This is a genomic window from Micromonospora sp. LOL_014 (assembly GCF_048060245.1).
GTDB lineage: Bacteria > Actinomycetota > Actinomycetes > Mycobacteriales > Micromonosporaceae > Micromonospora_E.
Map to the genome: position 1 here is coordinate 14,316 of NZ_JBHMIP010000041.1, position 10,847 is coordinate 25,162.

Annotated in this window: 12 protein-coding genes and 1 pseudogene; 6 read left to right on the top strand and 7 right to left on the bottom strand. The window is 72.5% G+C overall.

Features of this window, described 5'->3' with window-relative positions; translation table 11 throughout:
- Nucleotides 1–20: 20 nt before the first annotated feature.
- Genes ACFHW1_RS26505 through ACFHW1_RS26515 form a run of 3 tightly spaced genes read left to right on the top strand, consistent with a single transcriptional unit; the run spans nucleotide 21 to nucleotide 3,324 of the window.
- Nucleotides 21–992, top strand: coding sequence for a decaprenyl-phosphate phosphoribosyltransferase (locus tag ACFHW1_RS26505; protein WP_416557510.1), 972 nt, complete (start codon nucleotides 21–23; stop codon nucleotides 990–992).
- Between the two features lie 56 nt (nucleotides 993–1,048).
- The gene (locus ACFHW1_RS26510) at nucleotides 1,049–2,095 is read left to right on the top strand and encodes a glycosyltransferase family 2 protein (RefSeq protein WP_416557511.1); all 1,047 of its coding nucleotides are present in this window, start codon (nucleotides 1,049–1,051) and stop codon (nucleotides 2,093–2,095) included.
- Nucleotides 2,092–3,324: an endonuclease/exonuclease/phosphatase family protein gene (locus ACFHW1_RS26515; RefSeq protein ID WP_416616385.1), complete on the top strand. Its 1,233-nt coding sequence runs from the start codon at nucleotides 2,092–2,094 to the stop codon at nucleotides 3,322–3,324. The genes ACFHW1_RS26510 and ACFHW1_RS26515 overlap by 4 nt, the downstream gene beginning before the upstream one ends.
- A 210-nt stretch (nucleotides 3,325–3,534) precedes the next feature.
- Here the strand turns inward: ACFHW1_RS26515 and ACFHW1_RS26520 are convergent.
- Nucleotides 3,535–3,969: pseudogene (locus ACFHW1_RS26520) on the bottom strand (tetratricopeptide repeat protein); the annotation flags it as partial.
- Nucleotides 3,970–4,067: 98 nt separating this feature from the next.
- Between ACFHW1_RS26520 and ACFHW1_RS26525 the strand changes: the two are divergent.
- Nucleotides 4,068–4,211 (top strand): hypothetical protein, encoded by a 144-nt coding sequence (locus ACFHW1_RS26525; protein WP_416557371.1) that lies wholly within the window; start codon nucleotides 4,068–4,070, stop codon nucleotides 4,209–4,211.
- A 32-nt stretch (nucleotides 4,212–4,243) separates the two neighbouring features.
- Here ACFHW1_RS26525 and ACFHW1_RS26530 read toward each other — a convergent pair whose 3' ends face one another.
- Complete coding sequence (locus ACFHW1_RS26530) at nucleotides 4,244–4,951, bottom strand: GTP cyclohydrolase II (protein ID WP_416557370.1); 708 nt, start codon at nucleotides 4,949–4,951, stop codon at nucleotides 4,244–4,246.
- Between the two features lie 146 nt (nucleotides 4,952–5,097).
- On the opposite strand from ACFHW1_RS26530, the gene ACFHW1_RS26535 reads away from it, so the two are divergent.
- Nucleotides 5,098–5,790, top strand: a complete 693-nt coding sequence (locus ACFHW1_RS26535) for a RibD family protein (RefSeq protein WP_416557369.1) — start codon at nucleotides 5,098–5,100, stop codon at nucleotides 5,788–5,790.
- A 35-nt stretch (nucleotides 5,791–5,825) separates the two neighbouring features.
- Here ACFHW1_RS26535 and ACFHW1_RS26540 read toward each other — a convergent pair whose 3' ends face one another.
- From ACFHW1_RS26540 to ACFHW1_RS26560, 5 genes are all read right to left on the bottom strand, one after another.
- The gene (locus tag ACFHW1_RS26540) at nucleotides 5,826–6,845 is read right to left on the bottom strand and encodes a lysylphosphatidylglycerol synthase transmembrane domain-containing protein (RefSeq protein WP_416557368.1); all 1,020 of its coding nucleotides are present in this window, start codon (nucleotides 6,843–6,845) and stop codon (nucleotides 5,826–5,828) included.
- Nucleotides 6,846–6,991: 146 nt separating this feature from the next.
- Nucleotides 6,992–7,819 (bottom strand): class I SAM-dependent methyltransferase, encoded by an 828-nt coding sequence (locus tag ACFHW1_RS26545; protein WP_416557367.1) that lies wholly within the window; start codon nucleotides 7,817–7,819, stop codon nucleotides 6,992–6,994.
- A gap of 72 nt (nucleotides 7,820–7,891) precedes the next feature.
- A complete protein-coding gene (locus ACFHW1_RS26550; RefSeq protein ID WP_416569248.1) occupies nucleotides 7,892–8,968 on the bottom strand; it encodes a glycosyltransferase family 4 protein in 1,077 nt (358 codons plus the stop codon).
- Nucleotides 8,965–9,363, bottom strand: coding sequence for a 6-pyruvoyl trahydropterin synthase family protein (locus tag ACFHW1_RS26555; RefSeq protein ID WP_416557366.1), 399 nt, complete (start codon nucleotides 9,361–9,363; stop codon nucleotides 8,965–8,967). The genes ACFHW1_RS26550 and ACFHW1_RS26555 overlap by 4 nt, the downstream gene beginning before the upstream one ends.
- Before the next feature lie 3 nt (nucleotides 9,364–9,366).
- Nucleotides 9,367–10,350 carry a zinc-dependent alcohol dehydrogenase gene (locus ACFHW1_RS26560; RefSeq protein WP_416557365.1) on the bottom strand — a complete coding sequence of 328 codons (984 nt, stop codon included), beginning with the start codon at nucleotides 10,348–10,350 and terminating at the stop codon, nucleotides 9,367–9,369.
- A 247-nt stretch (nucleotides 10,351–10,597) separates the two neighbouring features.
- Here ACFHW1_RS26560 and ACFHW1_RS26565 point away from each other — a divergent pair, with 247 nt between their 5' ends.
- A complete protein-coding gene (locus ACFHW1_RS26565) occupies nucleotides 10,598–10,831 on the top strand; it encodes a TM2 domain-containing protein (RefSeq protein WP_416557364.1) in 234 nt (77 codons plus the stop codon).
- The last annotated feature ends 16 nt before the right edge of the window (nucleotides 10,832–10,847 follow it).

A 10,847-nucleotide genomic window follows, 5' to 3' on the forward strand; every position in this document is an offset into this window, starting at 1 on the left:
CACACCCACCGGAGCTCGTCGTGACCATCGCCATCGACCAGCCCGTCGGCCCCGGCCCGACCCCACCGTCGCCCGGGGCCAGCCGGCCCGGCCTGCTGACCGACCTGATCACCCTGATCCGTCCGCACCAGTGGGCGAAGAACCTGCTGGTGGTTCCGCTCGCCCTGATCGATGCACCGGCGTTGGGGCCGGGACCGCTGGCCCGGGTCGGCTGGGCGGTCGTGCTGTTCACCCTCGCCTCGTCCATGGTGTACGTGGGCAACGACGTCCACGACCGGCACCGGGACCGGGCCCACCCCACCAAACGCCGCCGGCCGATCGCCGCCGGTCGGATCAGCGTCCCGGTGGCGTACGCCGTCGGCGTGGCCCTGGCGCTGCTGCTGGCCGCCGCGGTGCTGCTCGGGCCGGCCGTCGCCTGGTGGCCGATCGCCGGCTACCTGGTCCTCAACCTGGCCTACAGCCGTGGCCTGAAGCACCTGCCACTGGTCGACGTGTGCGTGGTCGCGGTCGGCTTCGTGCTGCGGGTCGTCCAAGGCCACCTGGCTGTCGGCGCACCGGTCGGCCGGTGGCTGCTGGTCGCGGTCTTCGCCCTGTGCCTGCTATTCATCCTCGGCAAGCGGCGGCACGAGGTGACCGTCTCCGGCAGCGACCACCGGCCGTCGCTACGCGGGTACTCGGTCCGGTACCTGGACCATCTGATCGTCTTCTGCGCGGTGCTGGCCGTGGTCGCCTTCCTCTTCTCCCTGCAGGAGACGGTGGCCGACCCGTACACCGATCTGGCCCTGCTCGGTTCAGTGCCGTTCGCGTTCTTCGCTGTCGCCCGCTACCTGCAGGTCCTGGTGGTGGACGGGCGTGGCGGGGAACCGACCCGGATCCTGCTGCGTGACCGGGTCATGGTCGTCAACGCCCTGCTGTGGGGCGTGCTGCTGGCCGGCACGCTGCTCGCCGCGCACTACGCCGTGCCGCTCGATCTCACCGCCCGGCTGCGCTGACCGACGGCCGGCCCCACCCTCAGCCGACTACCGCCCCAACCCGACAAGGAGCAGCAATGGCCGACCCGCTCGTGTCCGTCATCATCCCGAACTACAACTACGGCAACTCCATCGGCCAGTGCGTCGACGCGGCACTGGACCAGACGTACCGCCCGATCGAGATCATCGTGGTCGACGACCACAGCACCGACGACTCGCTGGCGATCGCCCGGCAGCGGGCCGTCACGGTGTTGCGGACCGCCCGCAACAGCGGCGTCGCGGTGGCCCGCAACATGGGGGCCGCCGCGGCCCGGGGCGAGATCCTGTTCTTCGTCGACTCGGACGTGGCGCTGCGGCCGGACGCGATCGAGACGGCGGTCGCCGAACTGCGCGCGCATCCCGAGTACGGTGCGGTCTGCGGCATCTACGAAGACGAGCCACTGATCCGCGACAGCGTGGTGGAGCAGTGCCGGGTGCTGCAGGCGTACTGCTGGCGGATGGCCTCGCTCGGCGAGGTCAGTTTCCTGTTCTCGTCGCTTACCGCGATCCCCCGGCGGGTGTTCGACGAGATCGGTCCGTTCAATCCCCGGCTGCGCCAGACCGAGGAGGTCGACTACGGGCAGCGGATGTCCACCCGCTACCAGATCCGGGTCACCGACGCAGTCCGGGGCTGGCACGACGACGACGACAAGCTGCTGCCGCTGATGCGCAAGCTGTTCCGCCGGGCGCGGCTGCGGGTGCCGTTGTTCGCCCGGCGCCGGCGCTTCGCCAAGGGCTTCGAGAGCGCCTCGCGTTCGCTCGCCGCGCTCGCCGCGCTCGGTGTGCTGGCCAGTCTGCCACTGGTCGTGCTGAGCCCATGGGCGTCGCTGGCCACCGGGGCGCTGCTCGCGGTGATGCTCGCCGGTGACGCCGCGATGTACCGCTACGTGCTGCGTCGGCGCGGCCCGGGCTTCCTGGCGGTTTTCACCGCCGTCGCGTTCGCGACCAACGTGGCCATCTCTACCGGCATCGCGGTCGGTGCCTTGCAGTGGCTGGTGTCCGGCCGGTTCCGCCGGCTGTACGACGCTCAGTGGCCGTCCACCGCCGTGCCGGCCGCCCCGACGGTGACCCGGGCGCCGGCATGAGCCACCTGATCACCGCCGCTGGCGGCGCGGCCCGGACCGCCGCGCCGCCAGCGGCGCCAGCGGCGCCAGGGGTGCCAGGGGTGCCAGGGGTGCCAGGAGACGGACCGGCCGGCGGTACGGCGGACCGCGGCCCCGGCGGCCCCCGGCATCGAGGTTGGCCACCGCGTACCCGGCTGGTGTTCGCCACCGTCGCCGGCTGGAGCCTGTTCCTCGCGGTGTTCCTGACGCTCACCGGAACGCAGTGGTGGTGGCGTCCGTTCGAACTGATGCCGCCGCTGCTGTTCGTCGCGGTGCCGTTGCTGCTGGCCCCACTGACGCTGCTGGCCCGCCCGGTCCGTGCCCGGCTCGCCCTGGTGCTCGTCGGTTGCCTGGTGCTCGGTACCGATCTGGCCGGGCTGAACGTGCATGCCCTGCCGGGCGGGCGCACCGCCGCACCCGCCCCCGCCGACGCGGTTCGGGTGTTCGCCTGGAACACCGAGTACTGGCACGACGGCGACGACCCGGAGCGGTTCTACGCCTACCTGGCCGACCAGCGGGCCGACGTCTACCTGCTCAGCGAGCACGTCGGCTGGGATCTCGCCGGGCACCGGCCGGTCCGCGTCGACTACCGTGCCGAACTGCGCGAACGGTTCCCCGGCTACCAGATCGTCGCGGTCGGCGAGCTGCTGACGATGTCCCGGTACCCGGTGGTACGTCACCACGGGCTGGACGCCACGCCGTACCTGACCGACCCAGGGCTCGGCGGTCCGCCCCCCGGCTCCGACTTCCCGGACTACTACCGGTACAAGGTCCTGCGGACCGACCTGCTGGTGGGTGGGACCGTGTTCTCGGCGTACAACGTGCACGTCCCGGTGCAGCTGGACGTCTCGATGGATCCGCGACGGGCCGAGTTCACCGCCTTCATGCGGGCGCAGGAGATCCGTCGGCAGGCCCACTACCGGGCGGTGGCGGCCGACCTCGCCGGCAACCCGGCAGCGGTGCTGCTGGCCGGCGACTTCAACGCGACGTCGGCGATGGGGGAGTTGCGTGCCCTCGGCCGCCGGCTACGGGACGCGTTGCCGGCCAGCCGGGAGATCTACCCGGTCTCCTGGCCGGACGGCGGGACCGTGTTGTGGCGGTTGGACTGGGCGTTCACCGCCGGTCCGGCCCGGGTCCACGACTACCGGATGGTGCCGGGCTGGGGGATGAGCGACCACCGGGGACAGCTCGTCACCGTCTCGGTGAGCTGAGCGGATGCCACCTAGCCGGCGATGCCGGCCGCGGCCAGCTGGCCGTCCACCTCGGTCGTACGGGCGACCGTGCCGCACCGCTCGGACAACCGGCGCGCTTCGCCGACCAGCCTGCCGGCCGCGTCCCGGTCCCTGCGGGCGAGCTCGGCGCGACCCAGCGCGCACCGAGGACCGAAGCCCGGGCGTCGCCGAGCGTAGGGCGACGGTGACGGCCTGCTGGAAGGGCCGGATCGCCGGCTGCGGGCGGCCGGCGAGCAGGTGCGTGTTGCCCAGCGCGCTCAGCGCGTACGGTGCGATCCGGCGGTCCGGGCAGCGGTCGACCACCGCCACGGCACGAGTGAGGGTGCGTAGGGCTTCGTCGAACCGGCCGGTGTCGCGTCGTAACTCGCCGAGGCCACGCAGACAGCGGGTCTCGCTGGCCCGGTGGCCCGCCGCACAGGCCAGCGCGAGTCCCCGCCGGTAGTGCTCTTCGGCCTGCGAATGCCGGCTGCCCAGCCAGGGCAGGTCACCCAGTGCGCGTAGCGTCCGTGCCTGCAGACCGATGTCGCGAATTCGTTCGGCCAGCTCGCGGGCACGATCCAGATGGTCCCGGGCTTCGGCGCTAAGACCCCGGTCGAGCCCGAGCGGTCCGGTTCGGCGATGCACAGCCTCGCCGGCCGTGGCGGCGGAGCGATCGAGGCACCGACGCTGGTCAACCGGGGCGGTTACTACCGCTACTACTACCTGTACGTCTCCGTCGACCGGTGCTGTCAGGGCGCGGCCAGACGGTACTCGCCGACAGCGACGGCGACTACCTCGCCTACCACTACTACGCGAACAACGGTGCCGCGTTGCTCGGCATCAACCGGATCGGCTACGACGCGGCTGGCTGGCCCTACCTGTGCTGACCGCCCAGCCCACGAGTGTCGGGTCGGCTCAGTCAGTCGGTCACCGACAGATCGATGGTGTGCGCGGCGTGGTTCGCCTTGGCGGCCAGGTAGCGGACGTTCGCGGCGGAGACGTGCACGCCGGTGGGGACCTGCTCGGTCACCGTGACGCCGAGCCGGGTGAGCTGCGCCGCCTTGTCCGGATTGTTGCTGAGCAGGGCCACCCGGTGCACGCCGAGCGCGAGCAGCATCTGCGCCGCGACCGTGTAGTCGCGTTCGTCCTCGCCCCGGCCCAGCGCCACGTTCGCCTCGAACGTGTCCAGCCCGGCGTCCTGCAGCGCGTAGGCGTCGAGCTTGGCGTACAGCCCGATGCCCCGACCTTCCTGCCGCAGATAGAGCAGGAAGCCGCCGTGAGCGGCGATCCGCTCCACCGCCTCCCGCAGTTGCGGGCCGCAGTCACACCGCTGACTGCCGAACACGTCGCCGGTCAGGCACTCGCTGTGCGGGCGTACCAGTGGCGGGTCGCCGCCGTCGGTGGCCTGGTCCAACGCCCGGTCCCAGTCGCCCAGGCCCAGCGCCACGTGCTCGCGCTGGTCGGTCAGACCGTCGAAGGTGAAGACCCGGGCACTGGCGATGTAGCCGTCGGCGAACCGCAGCGGCACCGTCACCTGCCGGCGGACCGTCGCCGTCGGCGCGGGACCCGTCCCGTTGGTGGCGGCGCGCTTACCGTTGACTGGAGCGTGGGGCGGCGGTTCAAGCATCGTGCGTCCTATCGGTGATGTGCTGCGCAGAGCGTCGGCACCGGTCCGGCCGGCACCGACACATGAGCCGTACGGGAGAATGTGTGCCGGCCTCGCATGCAGGCTATCTTCCGGTCGTCAAGCCGGTCGTCAAGGAGGTGCCATCAGTGGTTGAGCGACCCTACGTCCTGCTCAGCTGCGGCATGTCGATCGACGGGTATCTGGACAACGCGAGCGGGCGGCGCCTGCTGCTGTCCAACGACGCCGACTTCGACCGGGTCGACGCGGTACGTGCCGACTGCGACGCGATCCTGGTCGGGGCCGGCACAGTGCGCCGCGACGACCCTCGGTTGCTGGTCCGGTCGGCGGACCGTCGGCGTCGGCGGGTGGCCGCCGGCCACCCACCCACCCCGATGAAGGTCACCGTCACCGGCAGCGCCGACCTCGACCCGCAGGCGCGGTTCTTCACGGTCGGCGACGTCGACAAGGTCGTGTACTGCGCCACGGCGAGCCTGGGCAGCGCCCGCAGCCGGCTCGCCGGGCTCGCCACCGTCGTCGACTGCGGTGACCCGGTCGACCTGCGACGGGTCGTCGGTGACCTGCACGTCCGGGGCGTCGGCCGGTTGATGGTCGAAGGCGGCGGACGGGTGCACACCCAGTTCCTCACCGCCGGCCTGGCCGACGAACTGCACCTGGTGGTCGCCCCGATCTTCGTCGGCGACTCCCGGGCACCCCGGTTCGTCGGCGACGGCAGCTTCCCGTGGCACGCCGACCGGCGGGCGACGCTGGTCGAGGTCCGCCAGATCGGCGACGTGGCCCTGCTGCGCTACGCCCTGTCGTCCCGGTTCGGCGAGCAGTAGCCGACCAGCCCGTCCCGCCGTCACGTTGCTGGCCGTCACGTTGCTGGCCGTGGTCGCAGTCGCAGCCGCAGCAGCAGCGGCGGCCGCTGCCGGACCGCCGGCAGCCGACGCACCCAGCGGACCGCCAGCACACCGGCACCCGGCAGGCTCGCCGTCAACGCCAGCAGGCCGTACACCACCGCGACGGTCAACCCGAGGCCCGCGCCGAGCCCGGCCGCACCGAACGCCCACGCGGTCACCCCTTCCCGCGGTCCCCAGCCGCCGACGTTCAACGGCACCGCCATCGCCAACAACGCCAGCACCATCAACGGTGCCAGCTGGTGTAGCGGCGCCGTCGACCCGGCGGCGCGGGCGGCGACCAGGAAGGTGGCCAGGTGACCGGCCAGCGCGGCTACCGACAGCAACGCCACCCCCGGCCAGGTCCGTCGGGCCAGCAGACCGCTGCGCAGGTCGGCGACGGTCCGCCCGACCGCGCGGGTCCACCAGGATCCGCCCGGCCCGGCGGCTGCCGTTCGACGAACCCGTGGCCGACGGCGGCGTACCGCCACGAACAGCGCCACCACCAGCGCGGCCGCCGCGACCATGGCCGCCGCGACCTGAGCCGCAGTGACCAGCCGCGCGGGTGCCGGCACCGGCAGCGTCAGCAGCACACCCGCAGCGACCGCGAACAGCACCAGCTGACCGGCGGTCCGTTCCAGCACCACCGCGCGTACTCCCCGGCCCACGTCGGCCACCTCCCGGCCGTGCCGGACCGCGCGGTGCACGTCACCCAGCACCCCACCGGGCAGCGCGGCGTTGAGGAAAATCGCCCGGTAGTAGTCGGCGACCGCCCCGGCCAGCGGCAGCGCCAGCCCCATCCCCCGGGCGACCAGGCACCATCGCCAAGCGCTGCAGACCGTGGTCAGCAGCCCGATCCCGACCGCCAGCAGTAGCACCCGCGCGTCGATCACCCGCATTCCGTCCAGGAACGCGTTGGTGCCGAGCCGGCAGGCCAGCAGCCCCAGGATGGTCACCCCACCGGTCAGTCGTAGCCAGGCCCAAGCCTTGCCCTTCACTGTGCGTCACGGCCGGTGCCGGCCGTGCGCAACGGGCTCTCCGCCCTGTGCATTACGTGCCCCCCTCGATGAGCCTCCGCCGACAGATACGCGACGGTGCCGCCTCCGGTTCATCTGCCCGGCACCGGAAGTACGCCGTGCAGACCTCAGCTGGGCACGACCAACATGTCCCGGTGTTCCACGGTGACCCCCAGCTCACCGGCGGCGGCAGCGGCGAGCCGGCGGCGCCGGTAGCCCCCTGGCCGGGCGGCCAGCTCCGGCCGCTGTTCGTACGCCGCCGCGATCCAGCCGCCCAGCCATCGTTCGGTCAGCTTGGCCCGCTCGGGGCCGAGCAGCCACGGACTGGGCCGCACCAGCACGGTGGCCCCGTGCCGGGTGAACGCCTCGGTCGCCGCCTCCACCGCCGACGGGCCGAGTAGCGGACGACCTGCGGTGCGCCGCCGCTGATGGTCGTTGAACGCGGCCGTCAGCTCACCGTCGAGCGGGTCGGCGGGATCGAACCATACCTCACCGACCACGGTCAGGGTCAGCAACGCCGGACAGGCGACCGCCCGGACGGTTGCCGCTAGCCGGTCCACCTCGTCGGCGGTGAGCAGGTCCAACAGGGCCGACGCGGTGACCAGGTCGGCGCCGGCGAGGTCGTCGACGGTGAGCGCGGTGAGGTCGTCGCGGCGTACCGTCGCGGTGACCGGTGCGCCGTCGGACGCCGCCGGGGCCATCCGGGCCTCGGCATGGCGCAGCAGTTCGCGGTCGCGGTCGTGCAGCACCCAGTGCTGGGCACCGGGCAGCTGCGGGGCCAGCCACCGGCCCATCGACCCGGTGCCGCAGCCGAGGTCGTGTATCTCGGTGCGGGCGGCGCCGGTCAGTAGCCGGCGTACCTCGGCGACCAGTTCCGCCGAGCGCGCCTGCGCGTCTGCGGGCTCCCGCAGCCCCAACCACGCCGGGCTGTACCCGGCCGACTCGATCGTCTCCATGAAGTCTCCCTCTGCTGGTTGGCGACGCCGTTACCGGGGCGGGGCTGGGTGGGGCTGGGTGGGGCGCCGCCGTCAGCGCCGACTCAGTTCGTGTAGTACCGCACCAACTGCGGCGGCAGTGTCCGCCCAGCCGGGCAGCCCGGCCCGGCGCGCGACGGCGGCCGCCCGCAACCGCTCCCGCTCGCCGCCGTCGGTCAGCCAGCGGCGTACCGCCGCACCGAGCGCCGCCGGGTCGGCGGGCGGCACCAGCCGGCCCGGTCGCTCACCAGCGTAGGTGCGACCCAGTGCCTGCGGCACCCCGCCGACGTCACTGGCCAGCACCGGGATGCCGCAGGCCAGCGCCTCGGTGACCACCATGCCGTACGTCTCGGCGTGCGACGGCAGGATCAGCAGATCGGCGTCGGCGTAGGTGCCGGCCAACGTCGTCGCCGCGCGGGGCCCGGCCAGCGTGACACGGTCCCCTATCCGGTGGTACGCGATCCGCTGCCGGACCCGGTCGACGTACGCGGCGGCGGTCAGCGCTCCCACGCAGAGACATTCCCAGTCCAGGTCGGCGACGGTGGCGAGCGCCTCGACGAGCACGTCGTGGCCTTTACGGGGGGTGACCGACGCGACGCAGAGCAGCCGTCGGCCGGTCGGGTCCCGGTTCGCCAGGGGCGCCGGTGGGACGCCCGGCACCGCCACCCGGATCCGGTCGGCGGCCAGGCCGTGGCGGGCGGCGAGTTGGCGGGCCGTCGCGTCGCTGGTGGCGATCACCGCGGCCGCCGCGCTGAGCGCCGCGCGTTCGGCCAGGTCCAGCTCGGCAGCCTCAGCCGGGTCCAGCCCGGTCTCGTCGGCGAGCGGCAGGTGAACCAGCACGGCCAGCCGCAGCCGGTCGGCGTGCGGTCCGATCACCTCCGGCACCCCACAGGCGACCAGGCCGTCGATCAGCATCACCGTGCCGTCGGCCAGGGTGGCGAGGAGGTCAGCGAGCGCGGCCCGGCTGGTCCGGTCCGGGCACGGCCAGTCACCGGGGACAGCGATCTCGCGCACCGGCCATCCGGCCGCGGCCAGACCGGTGCAGACCTGCCGGTCGTAGACATTGCCGCCGCTGGGGGCGGTCGGATCGTCCACGTTGCCGGGCAGCACCACGACGATCATCGACGTCAGAGCGCCCGCTCGTAGCTCGCCCAGGCGATGTGCGACTCGTGCAGGGTGACGCCGATCCCGGTCAGACCACGGGCACCGGCACCGAGATCGCCCGCGTGCACCCGGTCGGCCAGCCGGTCGGCGATCAACTTGGCCAGCCATTCGGTGGAGGTGTTGATCCCGGCGAACGCCGGCTCGTCGTCGAGGTTGCGGTAGTTCAACTCGGCCAGTACGGCCTTGAGCTGCTCGGTGGCCAGACCGATGTCGACGACGATGTTGTCGCTGTCGAGGTCGATGCGCTTGAAGGTGGCGTCAACGACGAAGGTGGCCCCGTGCAGCCGTTGCGCCGGGCCGAACACGTCACCGGTGAAGCTGTGGGCGACCATAATGTGGTCACGTACGGTGACGCTAAACATTTCTCATCCTCCAGTCGGGTAACGGATCACGTGGCACAAGGCCGGCAACTCGCCGGCGGCCAGCCGGGGCAGCACTCCGGGCAGGTCGGTGAAGTCGCTCTCGCCGGTCAGCAGCGTGTCGAACCTCTCGTCGGCGAGCAGGTCCAGGGCGAGAGCCAGCCGGCCGGCGTACCCGCGCCGCTCGCGCCGGGCCGGGGCTACCCGGCCGACCTGGCTGCTGCGCACGGTCAACCGGCGGGCGTGGAAGTGCTCGCCGAGCGGCACGGTGACCGGGCGATCGCCGTACCAGCTGAGGTCGACAACCGTGCCCTCGACGGCGAGCAACTCCAGCGACCGGGCCAGCCCGGCCGACGTGGCACTGGCGTGGAACACCAGGTCACATCCGTCGGTGGCGGTGTCCGGGTGGGCGAAGCCGACGCCGAGCGCGGCGGCGGTGGCGGCTCGTGCGGGGTCGATGTCGACCAGTTCGACCCGTACGCCGGGGAACCGGGCGGCGAGCGCGGCGACGGTGGCACCGACCATCCCGGCGCCGACCACGGCGATCCGGTCACCGAGCAGGGGAGCGGCGTCCCACAGAGCGTTGACCGCAGTCTCCACCGTGCCGGCGAGCACCGCCCGGCGGGCCGGCACGCTGTCCGGAACAACGGTGACCGCGTCGACCGGCACGACGTAGCGGGTCTGGTGCGGGTAGAGGCAGAAGACGGTACGGCCGACGAGCTCGTCCGGGCCCTGCTCGACCTGCCCGACGTTGAGGTACCCGTACTTGACCGGGGCGGGGAAGTCGCCGTCCTGGTACGGGGCGCGCATCGCGGCGTACTGGCTGGGTGGTACCTCGCCCCGGAAGACCAGCGTCTCGGTGCCCCGGCTTAGCCCGGTGAACCGGGTCCGCACCAGGACCTCGCCGGATGCGGGCGGTTCGACGTCGGCCGACCGGATCTCCCCGCTGCCGGGGGATCGTAACCAGAACGCTTGATCGCGCAGCGTCATCTACCCGCTCCCCTCGTCTCGTCGGTGCCTCGCCTCGCTGGCCTCGGTAACGATAGCCGGGTGCGGATCATGACAGCTGGTGACCGGCCGCCCTGGTGAGCCCGCGCGCCGGTGGACCAGTCCCCCCGCGCGTCCCGTTCTGCGGTAATCTGCCGTGTCGCTGTCCAGACCGACCGGTCCTGGACGACGAACCACCACATCGGCCACGGGGGACCGCGTGCCGATCGTCTATTTTGGAAGGTATACCATGTCGCAGACCACGGCCGTTCCGGCCACCGGGCAGAAGTCCTGGCTCGTCGCGGTGCTGCTCAGCTTCTTTCTTGGCGGATTCGGGGCGCACCGGTTCTACGTCGGCAAGATCGGTACCGGTGTGCTGATGCTGGTCACCTTCGGCGGACTCGGCCTCTGGGCGTTGATCGACTTCATCGTCATCCTGATCGGCAAGTTCACCGACAAGCAGGGCCAGCCGCTCGCCAAGTGACCGGCGAGGCTTGCGC